Source organism: Spiroplasma endosymbiont of Dactylopius coccus (assembly GCF_977110965.1).
Map to the genome: position 1 here is coordinate 874,292 of NZ_OZ373019.1, position 21,250 is coordinate 895,541.

Annotated in this window: 25 protein-coding genes and 2 pseudogenes; 19 read left to right on the plus strand and 8 right to left on the minus strand. The window is 23.0% G+C overall.

The window, feature by feature from the left end; genetic code table 4:
• Positions 1–277: 277 nt before the first annotated feature.
• From ACXUB0_RS05495 to ACXUB0_RS05515, 5 genes are all read left to right on the plus strand, one after another.
• Positions 278–1,067 (plus strand): IS5 family transposase gene (locus ACXUB0_RS05495; protein WP_458258025.1). Its coding sequence is split into 2 segments (ribosomal slippage): positions 278–538 and positions 540–1,067, totalling 789 coding nucleotides; the frame shifts between segments, so codons are not numbered across the junction.
• 32 nt (positions 1,068–1,099) lie between these two features.
• Positions 1,100–1,264, plus strand: a complete 165-nt coding sequence (locus ACXUB0_RS05500; RefSeq protein WP_458258026.1) for a hypothetical protein — start codon at positions 1,100–1,102, stop codon at positions 1,262–1,264.
• 217 nt (positions 1,265–1,481) lie between these two features.
• Positions 1,482–2,429 carry a hypothetical protein gene (locus ACXUB0_RS05505; RefSeq protein ID WP_458258027.1) on the plus strand — a complete coding sequence of 316 codons (948 nt, stop codon included), beginning with the start codon at positions 1,482–1,484 and terminating at the stop codon, positions 2,427–2,429.
• Positions 2,430–2,432: 3 nt separating this feature from the next.
• Positions 2,433–3,530, plus strand: a complete 1,098-nt coding sequence (locus ACXUB0_RS05510) for a hypothetical protein (RefSeq protein WP_458258028.1) — start codon at positions 2,433–2,435, stop codon at positions 3,528–3,530.
• Positions 3,531–4,591: 1,061 nt separating this feature from the next.
• Entirely contained in the window at positions 4,592–4,717 is a 126-nt protein-coding gene (locus ACXUB0_RS05515; RefSeq protein WP_458258029.1) for a hypothetical protein, read from the plus strand.
• Positions 4,718–5,008: 291 nt separating this feature from the next.
• On the opposite strand, the gene ACXUB0_RS05520 is transcribed toward ACXUB0_RS05515, so the two are convergent.
• The 4 genes from ACXUB0_RS05520 to ACXUB0_RS05535 all read right to left on the minus strand — a co-directional run bounded on the left by ACXUB0_RS05520 (position 5,009) and on the right by ACXUB0_RS05535 (position 6,525).
• A complete protein-coding gene (locus ACXUB0_RS05520) occupies positions 5,009–5,188 on the minus strand; it encodes a hypothetical protein (protein WP_458258030.1) in 180 nt (59 codons plus the stop codon).
• Positions 5,189–5,191: 3 nt separating this feature from the next.
• A complete protein-coding gene (locus ACXUB0_RS05525) occupies positions 5,192–5,485 on the minus strand; it encodes a hypothetical protein (protein WP_458258031.1) in 294 nt (97 codons plus the stop codon).
• 2 nt (positions 5,486–5,487) lie between these two features.
• Positions 5,488–5,952, minus strand: coding sequence for a hypothetical protein (locus ACXUB0_RS05530; RefSeq protein ID WP_458258032.1), 465 nt, complete (start codon positions 5,950–5,952; stop codon positions 5,488–5,490).
• 378 nt (positions 5,953–6,330) lie between these two features.
• Entirely contained in the window at positions 6,331–6,525 is a 195-nt protein-coding gene (locus ACXUB0_RS05535) for a hypothetical protein (protein ID WP_458258033.1), read from the minus strand.
• An 844-nt stretch (positions 6,526–7,369) separates the two neighbouring features.
• Here ACXUB0_RS05535 and ACXUB0_RS05540 point away from each other — a divergent pair.
• From ACXUB0_RS05540 to ACXUB0_RS05550, 3 genes are all read left to right on the plus strand, one after another.
• Entirely contained in the window at positions 7,370–7,555 is a 186-nt protein-coding gene (locus tag ACXUB0_RS05540) for a hypothetical protein (protein ID WP_458258034.1), read from the plus strand.
• Between the two features lie 990 nt (positions 7,556–8,545).
• Complete coding sequence (locus tag ACXUB0_RS05545; protein ID WP_458258035.1) at positions 8,546–8,737, plus strand: hypothetical protein; 192 nt, start codon at positions 8,546–8,548, stop codon at positions 8,735–8,737.
• Between the two features lie 2 nt (positions 8,738–8,739).
• The gene (locus tag ACXUB0_RS05550) at positions 8,740–9,507 is read left to right on the plus strand and encodes a hypothetical protein (RefSeq protein WP_458258036.1); all 768 of its coding nucleotides are present in this window, start codon (positions 8,740–8,742) and stop codon (positions 9,505–9,507) included.
• A gap of 154 nt (positions 9,508–9,661) precedes the next feature.
• On the opposite strand, the gene ACXUB0_RS05555 is transcribed toward ACXUB0_RS05550, so the two are convergent.
• Positions 9,662–9,796: a hypothetical protein gene (locus ACXUB0_RS05555; protein WP_458258037.1), complete on the minus strand. Its 135-nt coding sequence runs from the start codon at positions 9,794–9,796 to the stop codon at positions 9,662–9,664.
• A gap of 275 nt (positions 9,797–10,071) precedes the next feature.
• On the opposite strand from ACXUB0_RS05555, the gene ACXUB0_RS05560 reads away from it, so the two are divergent.
• From ACXUB0_RS05560 to ilvA, 3 genes are all read left to right on the plus strand, one after another.
• Entirely contained in the window at positions 10,072–10,386 is a 315-nt protein-coding gene (locus ACXUB0_RS05560) for a hypothetical protein (RefSeq protein WP_458258038.1), read from the plus strand.
• An 11-nt stretch (positions 10,387–10,397) separates the two neighbouring features.
• The gene (locus ACXUB0_RS05565) at positions 10,398–11,258 is read left to right on the plus strand and encodes a hypothetical protein (protein WP_458258039.1); all 861 of its coding nucleotides are present in this window, start codon (positions 10,398–10,400) and stop codon (positions 11,256–11,258) included.
• A 273-nt stretch (positions 11,259–11,531) separates the two neighbouring features.
• A complete protein-coding gene (gene ilvA / locus ACXUB0_RS05570; RefSeq protein WP_458258040.1) occupies positions 11,532–12,782 on the plus strand; it encodes a threonine ammonia-lyase in 1,251 nt (416 codons plus the stop codon).
• Positions 12,783–12,888: 106 nt separating this feature from the next.
• On the opposite strand, the gene rpsT is transcribed toward ilvA, so the two are convergent.
• The gene (gene rpsT, locus ACXUB0_RS05575; RefSeq protein WP_458258041.1) at positions 12,889–13,149 is read right to left on the minus strand and encodes a 30S ribosomal protein S20; all 261 of its coding nucleotides are present in this window, start codon (positions 13,147–13,149) and stop codon (positions 12,889–12,891) included.
• A gap of 516 nt (positions 13,150–13,665) precedes the next feature.
• Here rpsT and ACXUB0_RS05580 point away from each other — a divergent pair.
• The 5 genes from ACXUB0_RS05580 (at position 13,666) to ACXUB0_RS05600 (ending at position 18,069) form a co-directional block, all read left to right on the plus strand.
• Complete coding sequence (locus ACXUB0_RS05580; protein ID WP_458258042.1) at positions 13,666–14,274, plus strand: hypothetical protein; 609 nt, start codon at positions 13,666–13,668, stop codon at positions 14,272–14,274.
• Positions 14,275–14,310: 36 nt separating this feature from the next.
• On the plus strand, positions 14,311–16,065 hold the full coding sequence (locus ACXUB0_RS05585) for a DUF2779 domain-containing protein (RefSeq protein ID WP_458258043.1): 1,755 nt from the start codon (positions 14,311–14,313) through the stop codon (positions 16,063–16,065).
• Positions 16,052–16,999, plus strand: a complete 948-nt coding sequence (fmt, locus tag ACXUB0_RS05590) for a methionyl-tRNA formyltransferase (protein ID WP_458258044.1) — start codon at positions 16,052–16,054, stop codon at positions 16,997–16,999. Before ACXUB0_RS05585 ends, fmt begins: the two co-directional genes overlap by 14 nt.
• 42 nt (positions 17,000–17,041) lie before the next feature.
• Positions 17,042–17,623 (plus strand): hypothetical protein, encoded by a 582-nt coding sequence (locus ACXUB0_RS05595; RefSeq protein WP_458258045.1) that lies wholly within the window; start codon positions 17,042–17,044, stop codon positions 17,621–17,623.
• A gap of 134 nt (positions 17,624–17,757) precedes the next feature.
• Positions 17,758–18,069: a hypothetical protein gene (locus tag ACXUB0_RS05600; RefSeq protein WP_458258046.1), complete on the plus strand. Its 312-nt coding sequence runs from the start codon at positions 17,758–17,760 to the stop codon at positions 18,067–18,069.
• 26 nt (positions 18,070–18,095) lie between these two features.
• Here the strand turns inward: ACXUB0_RS05600 and ACXUB0_RS05605 are convergent, their stop codons facing one another.
• Both ACXUB0_RS05605 and ACXUB0_RS05610 read right to left on the minus strand, forming a co-directional pair.
• Positions 18,096–18,947 (minus strand): hypothetical protein, encoded by an 852-nt coding sequence (locus ACXUB0_RS05605; protein WP_458258047.1) that lies wholly within the window; start codon positions 18,945–18,947, stop codon positions 18,096–18,098.
• Between the two features lie 459 nt (positions 18,948–19,406).
• A pseudogene (locus ACXUB0_RS05610) lies at positions 19,407–19,814 on the minus strand (ETX/MTX2 family pore-forming toxin); the annotation flags it as partial.
• A gap of 24 nt (positions 19,815–19,838) precedes the next feature.
• On the opposite strand from ACXUB0_RS05610, the pseudogene ACXUB0_RS05615 reads away from it, so the two are divergent.
• The 3 genes and pseudogenes from ACXUB0_RS05615 to ACXUB0_RS05625 all read left to right on the plus strand — a co-directional run.
• Positions 19,839–20,126 (plus strand): annotated as a pseudogene (locus ACXUB0_RS05615) (transposase); the annotation flags it as partial.
• 321 nt (positions 20,127–20,447) lie between these two features.
• Complete coding sequence (locus ACXUB0_RS05620) at positions 20,448–20,795, plus strand: hypothetical protein (RefSeq protein ID WP_458257718.1); 348 nt, start codon at positions 20,448–20,450, stop codon at positions 20,793–20,795.
• 206 nt (positions 20,796–21,001) lie between these two features.
• Entirely contained in the window at positions 21,002–21,205 is a 204-nt protein-coding gene (locus ACXUB0_RS05625; protein ID WP_458258048.1) for a hypothetical protein, read from the plus strand.
• Positions 21,206–21,250 lie beyond the last annotated feature (45 nt).

Below are 21,250 nucleotides of genomic sequence, written 5' to 3' on the forward strand. Positions count from 1 at the left end.
GTTTAAAAGATTCCAAACAGGTTCTTAAATTTTTACCTTTAAAATTACTACTTGTCATATTAATATTTTCATTTTGTTCGTTATTATCTCCACCACTTTTAAATAAGTAATTTTTAGTAACGAGTTCTCTTACTGCTTGCTCTAACGTTGATTGAACATTACCATAAGTTTGATTAAAAATAAATTTAGGTGAATTTAAAATAGTATCTAAGAACCTGTTTGGAATCTTTTATAAAATAACGTAAAATGACTATATATTTTAAGATAAGGGGTATATATGCATAAAAATTATCCAAGTCATGTTACTAAAGAACAATTTAAGAACATAAGATCAATTTTAGAAAATAGCAAAAAGAAAACAAAACCAAGAAATTTAGATTTATATGAAGTATTTTGTGCAGTTTTATATGTATTAAAAAGTGGATGTCAATGAAGAATGTTACCAAAAAATTTTCCAAAATGACAAACTGTATATTATTATTTTCAAATTTGAAGTAAAAATAGTGATAAAGAACCTAGCACTTGACAAGTAATTTTAAAAAAAATTAGTTAGAAAAGTTCGTATCAATAATGGTAGAAAAGAACAAACTAGTTTTTGTATAATTGATTCACAAAGTGTTAAGAACACAGATACTGCTAAAAATAAAGGTTATGATGCTGGTAAAAAAATTTCAGGAATAAAGCGTCATATTGCTGTTGATTCTCAAGGTTTACCACATACAATTTACATAATCACAGCAGAAAAAACAGATCGTAACAGTGCTATAATAATGATTGAAAATGAAAAAGAAAATTTATCTAAAGTTCAAAAAATACTAGTAGATGCTGGTTATACTGGTGAAAAATTTGCTTTTAAAATCAAAACAATCATAAATGCAAATGTTGAAGTTATCAAACGTAATGAATTACATTCTTTTGTATTATTGCCAAAAAGATGAGTTGTAGAACGAAGTTTTGCATGATTAGAAAAATGCAGAAGATTATGAAAAAATTGTGAAAGAAAATTAAATACTAGCTTACAAATGGTTGTTCTTTCCTTTATTTCAATTTTATTAAAAAGATTTTAAACAGGTTCTTAGAATTATTTGGAGAAATTTTTATGAAATTTTGAAATTTGCCAATGGCAGATTTAGGTTTTAATTTAGGTAATTTTGTTATTTTTATTCTTTTAATAAAGTTTGCTATGTCAGAACCTGTTTGGAATCTTTTAAACATAATTAAACTAAAAAAGGGAATAATTATTTCTAACCTGACAGTTAATTAACATTTTATTTTCTTTGTCATTTTTTTGTTAAAAAGATTTTATCATTTGACAACTTATCGATTAAAAATTTATTTTTCAACTATAAAATAACATTTATGATATTAATTTAATCAAAAATAAGTTAAAAAGATTCCAAACAGGTTCTAAAATTAAAGATATTGAAAAAGCAAATAATTTTTTAAAAAAATATAATACTGATTTAAAAAAAGTACTATCTATGAACCAACACGATTGATTAAATTTAGTTCATACAATACATTCAGAAAATAGATATGGAAAAACTTTAATTTTAGATTTACAAAAAATTCGTGCTAATGCTATTAAATTTAATTTTAAAAAAAGTTCAATTCATAAGATTGTTTTAAATGCAAATAAAATTTTTAAATATTTGGATATTAGATTTTATTTAAAAAAAGGTTTAAATAAATTTTGAAAAAATACATCATATTTTGAAAAATTACGAGAAAGTATATATAAATTACAAGAAAAATTTGAAAAATTAGAAAAACAAGCATTTGAAAAAATTAATAAATTAAAAGAAAAAGTAACTGATTTATTTACTAGTGCAGAGAAAAAAGCAATTAAACATGCACAATTAATTCCATTAAATTCCCCAGTATTTATGGGTTGTAAAATTCAACCTTTATCATTAGATAAATGTGCAATTACTATTTATCATCGTAATCCTAAATATAAACCAATTACAGTTGTTGATAGTATTCTTAAAGCAGAAACTTTTGTTACTCAAATACATCCATTCCATTGATATCGTTGATATAGTGGTTGATACATTGGTTATGGAGTTAATCAAAATAAATGATTAAAAGCAATAGCATTTGCTCCACCGGTTGTTCAACAAATAATTAGAGATAGTTTTAAAGTATATAGAGAAATATTTAGAATCGTAAGAACTTATCATAAAGTAGCAAATGTTATTAATAATCCTATTGAAAATATTAATAAATCATTTAAAAATGTTGGTTTAAAATTTTCAGTAAATACTGTATTTGGTACTGGATTATTACATCATTTAGAAAAATTTGCATATAGTCAAGTTGTAAAAAAAGGTAAAAAGAAATTACAAAAAGAAATTATGCATATATCACATAGAAAAACTAAAACAAAAACTAAACATTATAAAAAAGCATTTTTTAAGGAATGATAAAATATGATTAATAAACTTTGAACTGGTGTCAGTCTAGAAAATTATAATAACTGATATCCATTAACTGGAAAAATCACAGAAACACCACAGCAATATATACAAACATGACCAAATGTTAATGATTGATTTAAAACTTTTGCTATTCGTGCTCAAAATGATATTAATGCTTATCTTGGTTTTATTTTATCTAAATTTCCTTTTGATAGTTTTAAAGATGAATTAATTAAAGAAACATTAAGAGATATGGTTTTTGTAACCGCTGAACATTGAGTATTTAATCGTACACCAATTGAATTTAATGTTGATGCTACTATTCAGTTTAATAATGGTAGTCAATTTAGTGCAAATAGTATTCCTACAATCAATGTTTGAGATTTAGCACCAAGTAGAATGAAAATATTGGCAAGACTAACAGAATTAAAACAAATATTATCAAATTATAATGATGATGAAATAGATGTTGAAAAAATTGATTTAAAAGCATTTTATACTAGAAATCAAGTTGATGAATTAATCGAACAACAAAAAGAATTTACATTATCAAAACAAATTAAATTATATGATGATTTAGTTGATGATAATGAAAATGAAATATATAGAGGTTCTGTTAGTAAATTTGTTAATAAAGGTTATGTTGCAACTGATTATGATAAAGAAACTGAAACAATGATTTTAGATTGACCTGATGAAATTGGTACATTACCACCCGAAGCATTACAAAATAATCCACAAATTGGTGATTTTACGCATGCGCCAACTGCTGATTTTTCTGCTAAACAACAAAAAAGAATTACTACAAATGAAAACAATATAACTAAAATAAATAATGAATTAATTAAAACTAATGAAAATATTAATGATATTAAAAATAATTGATTTAATATTGAAACTAGTCCTTTATGAAAAAAAGTTGAAAATAATAATATAGAAATATTTAAATGATATTTTATTAAAATCAGTTATCAATATTCAACAGAAAATAACTTTATGAAATTTTATAAAGTAATTAAAATTTATTTAAATAATGTTTTTAATGAATTTGAATTGCTAAATGTTGATTCCATGACGATAGTGAACAAATCCAAAATAAAAAAATTTTAAATACCGGAACGATTTACTATAACAATAAAAAGAAAGAATTTAGTGGTGGCGGTAATTCTTATCCTGAACGTGGAAAAATTAATTTAATTGGTGATATAGAAGAAATATATCAATATCAAGGAATAGATACACCAACTGAATTTATAGCAGAAGAAAGTACTGAGCATGATTATTATACAAAACAAGAAACTAATGAATTATTAGATAAAAAACAAAATATAGATGACAATAATTTACAAACAATAGAAAAACAAATAGTTCCGGCAATTAATGAAAATAAATTAAATATTGACAAAAAACAAGATAAATTAATTGCTAGTGAAAATATTAAGATTGATGAAAAAACTAATACTATTAGTGCTACTGGTGGTAGTTCAGTTGATGAAAATAGAATATTTAATAATAAAGATGATAAAGATAGTACTACAAGATTAGTTAATGAAGTTATTAAAACTAATGTTGGTGGTAAAACTTTAATTTATAGAAATGAACCAGTTGTAACTGATAATTTAGATATTCCAAATAAAAAATATGTTGATGATAAAATACAAGAAGTAGATAAAAAATTAGAAGATAAAATTGATAAAAACCAATTTGAATATGCTTTTCAATTAAATGCTATTGGTACTGAAATTTCTGGTTTAGAAACTAAAAATAAAACTATTGTTGGTGGTATTAATGAAAATAAAGAAAAGATTGATAAAAAACAAGATAAATTAATTTATGTTCAAGAAAATAAATGGGGTGCGTTTGAATATATTAATTTAGGTAGTATACCTTTTACAGCAGATAATGATATTCCACCTGTTAAATTTGTTAAAAAATTAATTGATGATAAAATAAAAGATTTAAAAATTGGTAAATGAAAAGAAGTAGGAACAGTTAGTAGTGATAAAAAAAATATTACTTATAATTTTATAAGAGATAAAAGATATAAAGTTTATTATAATTGGGGTCAATCTACTAGTCCAAATGTTATTAAAGAATTTATATTTGACGCTTCAAATAATAATTATTTAGAAAGTTTTATTGAAGAAAATAATATAATAAGTATTCTTTGATTGCAAGATAATAAAATTTTTATTAAACAAAAAAGTCGTATTAATTACGGTTTTGTTAGTAAATTAGAAGAATATCAAGAAGAAAATACTTATCAAATTAATAGTAAAACATTAGAACCTGTTTAGGATCTTTTTTAACTTATTTTTGATTAAATTAATATCATAAATGTTATTTTATAGTTGAAAAATAAATTTTTAATCGATAAGTTGTCAAATGATAAAATCTTTTTAACAAAAAAATGACAAAGAAAATAAAATGTTAATTAACTGTCAGGTTAGAAATAATTATTCCCTTTTTTAGTTTAATTATGTTTAAAAGATTCCAAACAGGTTCTTAGACTTCATTTGTTGAGTAATTTTAATCAGCAACTATAACAGTTTTTATTTATAGAATTTTCTTTTACTTTATTGCATATATTACATTTCTTGTCATACATCATGATTCTCCTTATTTTCAATTTGATTAGCAATTTCATTTAATATTTTTAATACTTTATATTCATTTTTTAAATCTTTAATAATAAATATTAAAAATATTATTAGTGTTATGCTTGTTATTAATATTGGTACTATTAATAAAATTTTTCATAATATCATTTTTTACTCTTTTCATTTTTTAAATCATTTAACATTAATTGAACAAAATGCACGATTTTTAGGAATATTTAAAGTATTAAAAATTTGACCAGTTACTATAATTTCATCATTTTTGTTTAATAAAATACATCGTTTATAAAATTTTGGGTTATTAAAAATTAAAGTAACATAGTTTAATCCATTTCATTGACCTCTAACACTATAATATAATTCTTTATTACCTTTTTCGTAATATTTTGCTTCAATAGTATTACTTAGTTTTACTGTTAATTTGACATAATTTGCTTTTTCTTTCATGTTTATAATTTCCTTAAATAATTATCAAAAATTAATATTTTTTTATGATTTTTTAAATAATATTGAATATGTTTATAAGCATCTTGTTCATGTTTTGTTAATTTTATATTTCCTTTATAATTTGTTATTTTATTTTTATTTTTTGGGTGGTTTTCTAGATAATCTCAGTTGAAAACATCTTGTATTAATACCATTAATGCACCAATAATTTTAGGTGTTGCTAATGGATTAGTTAATAATTGTTTTGAACTTAAAAAGAAATTTTCTACAATAACTAATATTTTTTTATCAATAAATTTTTCTTTAATTAATTGAAATTTTTCTTTATACATATTTTTAGTTCATAAAACAGTTAATGTATTAAATGTTTCATTAAAAATAATATTATTAGTTTCATGTGAATATATAACAATTCCATTATTACCAATTCCAGCGGGGTCAATTCCAATAATTAAGTCATATTGCATTAATTAAGTTAACCTCTAATAACTGTTTTAATAATTTCTAAATCACAATTACATCAACAATATTTACATTCTTCAATAAATTCTTTATGACCACAAACTAAATTATCTTTTTTTTTAAATCATTAATCAGTTTAATTAGTCCTATTTTAAATTCAATATCATCACTGTCTGGTATGCAAATCGTTCCTCTTTTAGTTAAATATTCTTTATCCATATTTATACCTCCTACTTAACCTAATATTTAAAATACAGTCATAACAAATTGCTTTATTATTTTTATCTCTTAAAAAATATTTTCTTGTTTTTATATCATCAGTATTAAAGAATAAATAATCAAATTTATGTTGTTTACATGTTCAACAAAAATACTTTTTCATTTTATTTACCTACATTTTCTTGCTTTTTATCAATAACATAATCAATTGTTATATTTTTATAATTATTTAAGTGAGTTTTACATAATCCTAATTTTGTATCTTTTTTAATTGAACAAACATATATTTCTTGTTTACTATTATTATTTTTACAACCATAAATATCACAAAATCATATTCAATCATGTTCATTAATCATTATTGAATTACCTTACTTTCATTATTAATATGTTCTGTTGCTTCTAGCATAAAGAACATAACTACTATTCGTTTTATTCATTCCAGAAATTCTGGGCTCAAAAATAAATTGTGAAATTTTAAAAAACATTGAGGCATTCGATTCAATATTTATTTAATTTGTGTTTAGCAAATTAATATTTTAATTGAACCGGCACCGCTCAATTTTTTTTACAAGTTTGAAATTTATTTTCTCGCCCAAAAAATTTTTCAAAAAAAATAAAAAATAAAACCAACACTTGCTCACTGGGGAGTGGCAAGGTTGGTTAAATAAAGAATAGAATTAATACAATAGGTTCCTACAACAGGTCTATATATACTAGTTTCCAATTCGCTCCCACCCCAAGAATTACCATTACTGGTTAGTATAATTTATTAGGTATCATCCACTTTTTATTTTTCCATGCAAGTCCACATGCTAGCTACTATTTTTAACAACTGTGTTGTAGTTCACTGTTTTAGTTCCCTAACACGTGTTGATAATAGCGTTAAAGACGGTTATTAAAAATTTTAAAATTTTACAATTACAAAAAAAGACAAGATTATTTCTTGTCTTTTTCCTTGTTAATAGTTTTTATTTTATCTTTTAAATGTATATTTTTTTAAAATACGTCGAATATAAATTTAAATTTAAGGGTAAAAGAGAATTTAATTTGTCTATCATCATTTTTAAATGGTAATTTTGGAAATAAGTTACTAATATGATAATTAATTATTTCGTAACTTTGACAACCGCCCAATTATTTTTTGCAATAATTTTTGTTTTTCCTTTATTAGGTAAACTTTTACCTTCTTTAAATAATATTGTGCAAAATATTTTGCAAAGTTATATTACTGATTTTTCTGGTTTACATAATTTGTCTTTGGTTATTAAAAGTTTCATTTTTGGTGATAGTTCACAACAAATAGTTTCAATGCCAGCACCATTGTTAGCAATTATTTTAGTACTTTTTACTTTTTCATTAATTTTAAAATTATTAAAAATAATATAGGAGTAGTTTATTATGGGTGTTGCTTTTATTTCAAAAGTTTTAGAACCTGTTTAGGATCTTTTTTAACTTATTTTTGATTAAATTAATATCATAAATGTTATTTTATAGTTGAAAAATAAATTTTTAATCGATAAGTTGTCAAATGATAAAATCTTTTTAACAAAAAAATGACAAAGAAAATAAAATGTTAATTAACTGTCAGGTTAGAAATAATTATTCCCTTTTTTAGTTTAATTATGTTTAAAAGATTCCAAACAGGTTCTTAGAATTATTTGGAGAAATTTTTATGAAATTTTGAAATTTGCCAATGGCAGATTTAGGTTTTAATTTAGGTACTTTTGTTGTTTTTATTCTTTTAATAAAGTTTGCTATGTCAGTTTTTTAAATATTGATATTCAACCAGTTTCTACATCGGGGACTGTAAAGCAAAGTTATAAAAATATTAAGGGTAGTTCAAAATTTGTTGGAAAGCAAATTGCTAAACAACATGAAAGAAAGCGTTTAAGAAATAAGGCAAAGGGTATTGAAAATAAAAAAGGGAAGTTTGTAGGTAAATAGTTATGTCTAATTTTGTAGTTAGTATATTGCATTTTATTTTTAGAACCTGTTTAGGATCTTTTTTAACTTATTTTTGATTAAATTAATATCATAAATGTTATTTTATAGTTGAAAAATAAATTTTTAATCGATAAGTTGTCAAATGATAAAATCTTTTTAACAAAAAAATGACAAAGAAAATAAAATGTTAATTAACTGTCAGGTTAGAAATAATTATTCCCTTTTTTAGTTTAATTATGTTTAAAAGATTCCAAACAGGTTCTTATATTTTCTAGTAGAGATATTCAAATATTTTTAAATCAACCAAATATTACTAATGAAGTTTATATTTTGTTTAATTTGACTTTTTGGTTGGTATTAGGTGTATTTTTTAATTTTATTTATCGTAGTATTAAATTTATTTTTAGGTCATTATTTGGGTAGGTGTTAGTTATGAGTGTTTTAGAGATATATAATCAAATTCATAAATGTATAGTTGATTATTGAACTATGTTTATAGGTAATCCAGTTGATGATTTTACTACTATTTTATGAAATTTAGTGGTTTATGGAACTCAATTTTTTATTGGATTTGTTTTGTTTTATGGTTCATGGTGAATTTTAAAATGTTTATTTGGTAAATAATTATGTGATTTAAGTTTGCTAAATTATTTTTTGTTGTAAATACTTCTGTTCAAGCACCCACTAGTTTAATTGCTTCAAATGACCCTAATATTGTTAATTATGATATTACAAAAGATATGATTAAACATTTAAAATATAATGATTTAAATGATTGAGCAACAATACCATGAAATTCTGCTTATTTTGATGTTGACCAACCGGATTTAAAATTAGTTAGTGGTTATTTTTATGATTTTTATAATCCAAATTATAAATATTTTTTAAATTACGTTAGTGATGTTACTGGTGTTTCAAAAAAACATGTTGATTTTGATGGTCATTTATTTTTAAATGCTGAGCAGTTGAATGCTTTTTCACGTATTATGTTTAATCATAATTTGATACAGTCTAATCAAAGTAATTTTTTTGAATTTGGTAGTAATGTTGCAAGTCAAAAAAAATTTAGTTTTCAATTAAAATTTGTAATTTCTAAACCTTTGAGTTTTTATATACAAGGTTTTATGTTTTATTTTGATTTTTTAAATTTTCTTTATTTTGGTTCAACATTTAGATTTTCTTTTTTGGATTATGATGGTAATACAGAATATGATTTTAAAGGAGAAATTGATAGTCAGTTTTGTTCAAGAAATATTTATAATTTTATTACTATGCCAGTTCGTGTTCCAAATTTAAAATATTTAACTGTTGATTTTGATGTTCTTTCTACTATTGGAAATCCACAAAAGTCAATGTCACTTAAATTTGGTCAGAACCTGTTTGGAATCTTTTAAACATAATTAAACTAAAAAAGGGAATAATTATTTCTAACCTGACAGTTAATTAACATTTTATTTTCTTTGTCATTTTTTTGTTAAAAAGATTTTATCATTTGACAACTTATCGATTAAAAATTTATTTTTCAACTATAAAATAACATTTATGATATTAATTTAATCAAAAATAAGTTAAAAAAGATCCTAAACAGGTTCTAACAGTTTCACCTTTAAATCTGTCTGATAAATCAAAAATATAAAGTGTATTATCTTTGGTTGGTTGTATTTCATCATTAGTAAATATCAATTTTACATTATTTAAAGCTCAATCTGAACTTACTGAAACATCAGTTTCTAAGAACCTGTTTGGAATCTTTTAAACATAATTAAACTAAAAAAGGGAATAATTATTTCTAACCTGACAGTTAATTAACATTTTATTTTCTTTGTCATTTTTTTGTTAAAAAGATTTTATCATTTGACAACTTATCGATTAAAAATTTATTTTTCAACTATAAAATAACATTTATGATATTAATTTAATCAAAAATAAGTTAAAAAAGATCCTAAACAGGTTCTCAGATGAATATTTTTTCTTCCAAAGATATTAATCCAGTACCCCCAAATAGTCCTTTTAACCCTGATTATGAACGAGTTATTTGATATGATTTTTTTGGTCAATTGCGTAATGCTTTTAGATGATTACTTTATGGTGTTGTTGGTAAGTTTTTACCAGTTGAACCATTAAGACAGTTTCTTTTTACAACAGATAGTTTATTACGGCATATTTTTTCAGATACTATTAGTACTGCTTTAAATGTTGATATTGTTAGTGCAATTGAAAATATTATACCTTTGTGATTATTTGTTAGAGCAATTAGTTTAATTATAGGTTAGGAGTTGAAATAATGCCTTGATATGGTTATGTGTTATTAGTTATAGGTTTGATTATAATTATTTATCCAATTTGTATAACTATTCGTAATGTTAAAATTTTAAAACGTGTAGGTAGTTATATTATTTCAGCACCACCACGTACTGGTAAATCTGCTCTTGCTTGTTGTTTAGCACAAACTCATAAGAAACGAGTAGTTAGTCCTTTTCCTATTAAATTAAAGACTGGTTATTCTTATTTGGTTAATTATAATGATGTTTTTACTTTTAATCAGTTAGCAAGTAATTATGCTTTTGAAGAACAAGATTTAATAATTTTAGATGAATTAGCATTAAAGATAAATTCTAATGATTTAGGAATGCAGTTTAAAAATCAACAAGAAAGTTTAGGACAATTTTGTAAGTTAATAGGTCACATGTTTAATGGTACAATGTATTTGATTGAACAACATCCTAATAGAATACCAGTACAAGCAAGAGAAAAAGTAGAGTATGTTGTTCAAGTCAAAAGAATGCGTGTTTTTTTATTTTTTGTTGTGTTTAATATTAATTTATATACTAATATTGAAGATTATAATAAAGTAGTGTTTTCACATCGTAGAATAAAGAAAATGATTAAAAAAGGCATAATGCCTCCAAGTTATAGTGGTGAAGCAATGGTTATGACTTTATTTTTTCCTAGACATTGGTTAAAGAGGTATAATTTTAGGGCTTTACATTATGTGCATGAACTTAAAAGTGAACTATCACCTAAGAAATACCTTAAACAAGCAAGTAGTATTGATATGACTTATAGTGATATTAAGTCTGCTGGTTTAGATAAATTGGATAATATTTTAAAGAAGAAAGATAAACCTAAAAATAAAGATAAATAAAAATGATTATAGTCCCAGTGAACCTACTGGGACTATAATTTGGGTGAGCCACGTAGTGGCGAGGGACGAAGTCCCTATATACTTGGAAAATAGTAATTATGTAGTATAGCAATTTAACATATGCTTTAAATCAACATTTATGAATTCAAATCCCATTTAATTATAAAATCATATACTATTAATGATTACTTTTGTTGTTTTATAAATAAAAGTTATTATATTGTATAATTAATTATATTTGAGAAATTAGATAGAAACTCAGGAGGAACCATTGTGGAAAATTTAGTAAGTGAAGAAGTAATTGAAGAAACGTATTCAAAAATTAAAGATAAAATTAGTAAGACAAGTTTGATAAAAGCAGATAAACTTTCTTCATTTTCTGGTAATAATATATTTTTAAAGTTAGAAAATTTACAAAAAACAGGTAGTTTTAAAATTAGAGGAGCTTTAAATAAAATTCTTAATTTATCAAAGGAACAGCAAGCAAAGGGTTTAATTGTTGCTAGTGCTGGTAATCATGCACAAGGAGTCGCTTTAGCAGCTTCAAGTTTAAATTTAGTATCCAAGATAGTTATGCCTGTAACAGCACCACTAGCCAAAATTGCCGCTACTAAAGAATTTGGTGGTGCTAAATGTACTGTTAAACTTTGTAGTAATATGTTTGATGATGCAATGTCTGAAGCATTAAGAATTGAAAAAGAAGAAGGGTTAACGTTAGTTCATCCATATGATGATAATTTTGTTATTGCTGGTCAAGGTACAATTCGTTTAGAAATATATGAGCAAATGAATGCAAGGGGTAAAGAAATTGATTATTGTTTAGTTCCAATTGGTGGAGGAGGACTTTTAAGTGGTATTTCAATTTATTTAAAAAGTAAAAATCCAAATATTAAATTTATTGGGATTGAGGCACAAAATGTTGATTCTTATAATCAAGCTTTAAAACAAGGAAAACCATTTAAAATTCAAGGTAAAAGTTCAATTGCTGATGGAATTGCTGTTAAACAAACAGGAGAATTAACATTTAATATTTTAAAGAAAAATGTTGATAAAGTTGTTACTGTTAGCGAAGAAGAAATTGCGCAAGCAATGTTATTTTTATTAGAAAAATGTAAAATTGTAACTGAAGGTAGTGGCGCTGTTAGTGTTGCTGCTATTCTTTCTGGTAAATTAGATAAAATCATTGGTAAAGATAAAAATGTTGTTTGTGTAATTAGTGGTGGTAATGTTGATATTACTACATTAGGAACAATTATTAATAGCGCCTTAATTAGTTCACATCGACGAGTTCCTTTTTCAGTTAACGGTAAAATTAATAATAGTACTATTAGTGAAATTATTAATATTATTACTAAAAATGGTGCCTCTATTTATAAAATTCACAGTACATTTGATCGTAATAAATTAGATATTAGTAATTTTAGTATTTTTATAGTTATGGATACATCAGATGAATTTCAAAAAAATAAAATTTTTGCTGAGATTAGAACATCAAGTTCTAACTTTACATTATTAGCTAAATAGTTTTTAAATTTGGTATTTTATTAAAACAAAAATTTAGTTTAAAAATATCAATTATATTTTAAAAAGAGACACTATTATTAGTGTCTCTTTTTAAAATAAATTATAGTTATTTTGCTTTTGCTAATTTAGTCATAATTTTAGATTTTTGACGAGCAGCTTTATTAATGTGATAAATGCCTTTAACAACAGCTTTATCAATTAAACTACATACTTCATTAACAAGTACTGCAGCATTTTCTGCTTTGTTTTTTATTGATATTTCAGCTTTTTTTAAAACAGTTTTAACTTTAGATTTATAACTTTTATTAATTTCATTTCTTTTTTGGTTTGTTTTAATTCTTTTAATTTGTGATGCAATGTTAGCCATTTTTTCTCCTTTTTTGTTTTGAACATGTTTTATAGATTAATTACAACAAAAATAATTATAACAAAAATCATAAATGTTGTATAATATTTTTTATTTTTTCAGTATAATTAATGTGTTAGCTTTTTGTTAATAGTATATTTTAATTTTTTTACACTTTTAATGTAAATTATTTGTTTAAAAAACTTTAATGATAAATGTAGGTGTGGTAAATAAATGAGTTACTATTTTCGTAACCCTTATCAATTTTCTTACCATAGTATTGGTAGGATTAGAACAAGATTAAAATTGCAAGACTTAAATGATATCTAATTACGTGAATATTGTTTAAAATTGATTAATGAGTCTTATGATATTGAAGAGACAAAAAGTTTTAAATATATTAGAGTAAATAAAACACATCTTTATTTTGTAATTAAAAAAGATGTTAATTTAATTTTAACAATTTCACCGATGAGTCCAACTAAACTATTAGCAGTAATCGAGGAAAATTTATAAATCAAAAAAGAGGAATAAAAAATGGGAAATTTATCTAGTCAATGATGAATGTTAGCGCTTATAGGAGTAGTTTTAATAATTTTTATTTTTACAACCATTTCAGCAAAAAAGAAGAAAAAAGAAGAGAAAAAACAACGTCAAAAAGAAGTAAAAAATATTATTAAATCCTTTATGCGTGATGAATTAAAATTGCAACATAAAACAGTAGAATTTGAACAAGTAGTTTCACGTAGTAGTAAAGAATATCGCTATCGTGATGTTTTTGATGTAATTGTAAAATTATATGATTCTAAGAAAAATGATTTATTTGCAACTAAAGCATTTGAGGTAGAAGGGTTTACTAAACAATTATCAAAGAAAGAATTTGAAACAATTTGAAAAGTAAATTGTGAATTAGATTTAGAAGAAACACTTAAGAAAATTGAAATTTCAAAAAAACGTAGTGGTAAAATTAAAATAAAAAGAAAGACAGCAGAAGAAAAAGCAGCAATTAAAAAAGAAAATGAAGCCGTTAAACTTGCAATTGAAGAAGAACGTTTACAAAATAAAGAAAATAAAAAACGTGCTAAAAATTTAGAAAAACCTAAAATTGCAATTCATGATAAATTTTCTGGATGAAAAGATAAATAAATCTTTATTTTTAAGTAGGCAATTGGGTGATATGTAATGAAAATTTATAAAGATGATTATAAGCATTTCCGTATTTGTCGAAAACTTTCGTGATTTTTAAATGCAAAAAATTATGCTTTAGCTAAGCATTTAATTGAAGAGAAAAAGATAATAAATTTTGTTGAACTAACGCATACTAAAACAAGTAGTAAATTTAAATCTAATTTAATTACTATTTCTGATTTAGACGATGATACATTTGAAAATAATTATAATGAAGAAGATGATTCTGAATTTTATCTTGGTGAAACAATTGCAGACGGTATTGAAACTGGGCACTATGCTCAAGAATATTTTAAAGTAAAATATTCTTGTTTTAATTTTGAGTCTGAACCGGTTAATAATGTTATAGAAATTATTAATAATAAAGAGTATGATGTTTTATTTGAACCAAGATTTGAATATCAGGGCTGTGTTACTAAGTGTGATATTTTAAAGTGAAATAATGATGGTTGGGATTTAATTGAAGTAAAAGCAGTAACTTGAGTTAAAGAAGAACATATGTGAGATTTACTTTATCAGTATGATATTTTAACCAAATGTGGAATTAAAGTAGTTAATACTTATATTATGTATTTAAATAATAATTATGTTAAGAAAGAAAAAATAGATTTAAATGAATTATTTATTGTTAATGGATCAACTTGGCAAAAAAGTCCAAATACTAAAAAAAGTTTTAGTCTTTTTGAATCAATTCAAGATGAAATTTTAAATAATAATTTGAAATTACAATATGAAAATATTAAGAATATTATTAAAATTAGTGATATTGACGAAATAGTTAAATTATTAACTTTACCTTATTGTCATGAAAATAGTAATCAATTTTGTCCTCATATTTTTAAATATTTTTCTATTCATAATACTATTTTTGAATTATATCGTTTAAGAAAAACTAAGAAAGCATTGTGATATTATGAAGAAGATTTCTTAGAAATTAATGATGAAAGATTATTACCATTTTTAACAAAGTCTAATTTACATTTAAGACAATATGATGTAATTAAAAATGGTGAAAAATTAATTGATGGCAATAAATTTGTTGATTTAAAAATTGAATACAAAAAGTACCAATATCCAATTTATATGTATGATTTTGAGACTATGAAATCTGCAATACCTAAGTTTAAAAATAGTAAACCATATCAACAAATTCCTTTTCAATATTCTGTCCATGTATTATTAGCACCAGATTTTGATTTTAAAACTTATAAATCAATTAAACATTATGAATTTTTAGCAGATGGCAATGATGATCCAAGAGAAATGTTAACAAAAAAATTATGTCATGATTTAATTAATATTCATGGTAAGGGTACGTATGTTGCTTATAATCAATCATTTGAGAAATCTGTTCTTAAAAAATTAGCTTATTATTACCCTCAATATAAAAATAAATTATCATTAATTCATGATGGTACTATTGATTTACAAGATTTTTTTAAAGAATTTAAAATTTATAAAGAACAGTTTTATGGTTCTCTTTCAATTAAAAAAACTTTACCAGCATTTGAACCTTCCTTTTCTTATGAAGAATTAGTTATTAAAAAAGGAGATATGGCATCAGAAGTTTTTCGTAGAAGAGTTGAAAATAACATTAGTTTAACTAATTGAATTCATAATTTTCGTGAAAATATGTTAAAATATTGTGCTCAAGATACTTTAGGTATGGTAGTATTATTCTGACATGTAAAAAATATTATTGAAATGTACAAAGCAAAAATTGAGGGCGAAAATTATGAAAAAATTTAAAATTTTATTTATGGGTTCTTCTTTTTTTTCTGAAAATATTTTAAAAACATTGTTATTAACAATGAAAAATGAAATTGAAATAGTTGGTGTTGTTTGTCAGCCAGATCGTAAAATTGGTCGTAAACAAGAAGTTGTTCCTTTAGCAATTAAACAATTGGCACAAGAATATCAAATCCCTGTTTTCCAACCCGAAAATATTATTGACAGTTTAAAAGATTTACAATTATTAAATATTGATGTTATTCTTACTTGTGCTTATGGTCAATTTTTACTAAAAGCAATTTTAAATTTACCAAAATATAAATGTTTAAATATTCATGCTTCATTATTACCATCATTGCGTGGTGGTGCCCCTATTCAACGAGCAATTATTAATGGATTACAAACTACTGGTATTACATTAATGAAAATGGTAAGTAAAATGGATGCAGGAGCAATTTATGTTCAAGAACAAGTTTCAATTGGTATTGATGATACATATACTTCTTTAGTTAATAAGTTGATAACTTTAGCACAAAATATGTTAATAAAATATTTATTAAAAATCATTAATAATGAAATTGAAGAACAAGAACAAGATGAAAATAAAGTAACTTTTGGTTTAAATATTAAAAGAAGTGATGAAAAAATTAATTGAAATCTTTCAGCACAATTAATTTCATGTCATGTTCGTGGATTGTATAATACACCAATTGCTTATACTACATTGAATGATAATATATACAAAATTCATCAAGTAGCAGTAACTAATGAATTATCAAATGCTCTGCCAGGAACAATTGTTGCAATAAATAAATTAGGTATTATTGTTGCCACTAAAACTAATAACATAGTAATTAAAGTTATTCAACCAGCAGGTAAAAAAGAAATTATAGCAGCTTGTTACTATGGTTCTAAAATTAATCCAATTGCAATTGGTTTTATCTTTAAATAATAAAAAAATAACTAATATTTTTTGGTAATCTAGGAGGAAAAGATGTATCGTTTTCGCTCAATTAAATATTTAGCAATGACTGGTATTATTACTGGTTTATTAGTAACAATTGGTTATTGTTCAACTTTTCTTTTTGGTTGAGCAATTACTAGTTTATTTGGTGGAAATTCTACTTTGCAATTATTTGATGCTGTTTTTATTCCATTTTGTGCTTTTTTTGAAGGACCAATGCTGTTATTTGCAGGACCAATTGCGGGTGGCATTTTTGATTTAATTAGTGGTGTTAAAATTGTGGTTATTCCTATTACAATTTTTATTAGAATTTTAATGTTTTTTGTTATTAAGTTATTAATTAATAAATCTTGATGAAGTACTGTTTATACTTTCTTTTTTGCTGCTATTTTACTACTTATTTACCCATTGTCTTATTTAGTAATTTATCAAGATTATGCTATTACAGTTAATGAATTAATTACTGATAGTATTCAAGCTATCTTTGCTTATTTTGTTGCTATTCCATTTTATTATGCTCTTAGTAAAAATAAAATTAGATCAAATTATAGTTTTTGAAATGATCAAGAATTTGATTATTTAAAAAATAAAAAAATAACTGTTTTAGAATAGTTTACTTATTATCCATTATTTATATCTAATATAGACAATATGGTATAATTTTATAAACTTAATATAAGTTTATACCCATTTACTTAAGTTTTAAGGTAAAGGGTTTTTAATTAAAATAAGGAGAAAAAGGTTTTATGAATAAAAAAATTAAAAAAAGTTTTAAAAAAATATCTAAGTTAAAAAAAGTAATTAAAAATCATATAATCGATCCAACACCATCTGAAACAGTTATTGGAACTACTGTTCTTTCTGCTGCTGCTATTAGTGGCATTATGATTGGAGCTGGTGGTGCGCCTGTTATTGTTCCTGCACTTGCTGGTGGTATTATTGCAGTGGGAACGGTTTCTGCTATTACATATATAGTAGAAAAAATAAATGAATCAGAAAATAATAGTGTTATTGAAGGTAGTAAATCTCAAACAAAAAGATTAACATCAGTAATATAGATAAATTAATATAATGAAATATTATTTTAAATAATAGTTAGCGTATATTCACTATTAAATTGAATTTCACCAATTGAAAATTTTACTTTAATAACATCACCCTTTGCAAAATAAGTTCCATCATTTACGGACTTACTTACTTTAACTTTAAAGTGGTCACCTTGTTTCATAAGATCAGCAATTCTTTCTCCTAAAGAATAAATTGGACTTTTTAGATAGTTTGTTAAATCTGTATCAACTAATAATTTTGATTTAGGTTGTCCAATTTTAAATTCTGGAATATCATTAAAATTATTTAATGATACGTTAGATGTGGTTGGTAATTTAGGTAATACAAGACCATCATTTGGTTTGGATAAAATATTTAATAAATAATTGTCAGATAATTGTTTATTATTTTTTAAAAAAAATATAGTTACTGTACCACCTGTAATTATATAATCTGTATGATCTATTTTTTTATTAATTATTGGTGAGTAAGATTTAACTTTCATCTTAATGGATTGTGTATCACTATGTTTAAAAAGTCTATATTTTCCTTGACCACTAACTGCTTTTAATTTTAAAATATCAACTAAAAAGTTAGCAGCATCAGCAGATTTAGCTTTAGTAGTTTCGCTATCATTTTCTAATAAATTGCTGGCAGTAATATTGTTTAGTTGAATAGAGTTTCATTTTGTTAATTTAGTTATATTATTTTGATAGATATCTAATTTGATTGTTGAATTATTATTTGAATCTAAAAAATTAAAATCTTTTTGTACTTGCATATTAATTTTTAGAATATCATCTGATTGACATGCAATGAGTGAGCCTGTACTAACTGTTGTTAAAATAACTGCTGTCATTAATTTAAATAAAGTTTTTATATTTTTCATATTTTTTCTTTCTCCTTTTAAATCTAGAAAAATTTTAGTTATTTTTAATAATTTAGTAATTAATTAAAAATAATGTTCTGATATAAATTATATATTTTTAGCACTTATTAATGATTTTCATAATAATTTTCTTTTGTTAGTGTTGTTTTAATAATTTTAAAGTTGAATAAAAAAATATTTTAAAAAATGTTATTTTTGAATTAAATATTTTTATAAACTTTAAATTGGTTGTTCTGTATTGACTGTAACATCTAATTCATTAGATTTACCATATAAGGTTAATGGAATAGAATAATATAATTCGTTATTGTTAGCATACATTAAACAATTATTAGCAAATTGATTTTTATTTAATTCTGTTAGAAGCTCATAGAAATTATATGTTTGTCAACCTTTATTAACATTATCTTCTCAATAATATAAATTTCCAGAAAAAGTTGAGCTCTTATCTAATTTTAAAGTTAGAATATAGTCAGATTTAGTATTATTTAAAAATATATCATAATCTATATTTACCTTTTTATGAGGTAATACATTTATTTTTTGAGATGGATATTTTAATGTTACTGATTCAGAATTTGTATTTGTGGTACTATGACCAAAGTTAAAATTAAAGGTTGTTTCTTCAAAAGGTATTGATATTTTTTCACTTATACCAACATCATATGTATTAGTAACAGAATAAGTATTTGTTACTTCTTTATCGTATTCTTGTGTACTAAGTTGTTGTTCAAGGTTTGTATTATTTTTAAGTTCTGTTTGTTCAGAAGTTTCAAAGGTCTTAGTTAAATTTATTAATGAAATTTTGGTAATGTTTAGTAATCTGTGTAACTTACAAAAATAACTATGTTTAATTAATTCTATAATAAACCTAGAAAGAGTGAATTACAGATGGCTAAAAAGCAAAATATTAATAATAATGATCCAATATCAAAAGCAGTAGATTTATTATTAGAAAATACTGAAGATTTAACAACAGTTTTTAAAGAGGGAGGTTTGTATAAAGAATTAACAAAAAGATTAGTAGAAAAAATGTTGAATTCTGAGATGCAAAATTATTTAGGATATGATAAGAATCAACATAGTAATAGTGACAATGCTCGTAATGGTATAAGTTCAAAAAAATTAATAACTCAACAAGGTAAAATTGAGATTGATGTACCACGAGATCGCAATAGTAGAGGCTTTTTAGAAATCTGTGTATCTTTGTTTTACAAAGTACTAGTTAAGATTAATTCTATCTTCAAATTTTATCATAAAATGAGCAATTGCTGTTGTCAATATCGAATGAAAATTTCCTAAAAATATTTATCAAAAAATTAAATTATTTTGGAAAGTTACACTGTTAAATAAACACAAATTCCAAATAACCTTTAAAATTTTAATTCCTGTTTTTAATATAGGAATTTTTTTGTATAATTTAATTAAACTTAATATAAGTTTTTAACTCATTGCTTTAATTTCAAAGTAAATGAGTTTTTATTTTGAAAGGATGAAAAAATGAATAAAAATTTACAAGAAGAATATGAATGAATTAATAAAGAATTGATAAAAATAATCATTGATAAAAATCAATTTACTCCAGAAATTATTAGTAATAGAGTTAATTTAGCTCAAACTACTATTGTTGATATTAATGAAAATTTAAAAAAACAAAAGATTAGCAAATTTAAAAAAATTAGTTATTTAATATTAAAAATATTTACTTTTGGAAAAATTGATAAAAATAAAATAATTAAAGAAAAAAATGATTTTTTTATAAAAATATCAAAAGAACTTTTTGGAAATATTAAAAAAGTAAAAGAATTATATATAAGAACCTGTTTGGAATCTTTTAAACATAATTAAACTAAAAAAGGGAATAATTATTTCTAACCTGACAGTTAATTAACATTTTATTTTCTTTGTCATTTTTTTGTTAAAAAGATTTTATCATTTGACAACTTATCGATTAAAAATTTATTTTTCAACTATAAAATAACATTTATGATATTAATTTAATCAAAAATAAGTTAAAAAAGATCCTAAACAGGTTCTTAGGAGTTAATTAAATTATGGCTAAAAGTAATAATTGTTCATGTCGACAACCATTTCATTTAGCAAGGTATATGTGTAAACTTTGTGACCAAGTTATTTGTCCTAAAAGAGTTTTACAAAATTTATATACTGGAAAATATTATTGTCCAAATTGTATATTAGATATTGCTTTAAATAAGGCAATGAGACAACAAGAAAGTAAGTTAAATTATGAGATATAAATGTAGTGATTGAACTTATGAACGAGTATATGGTTGTGAAATGTG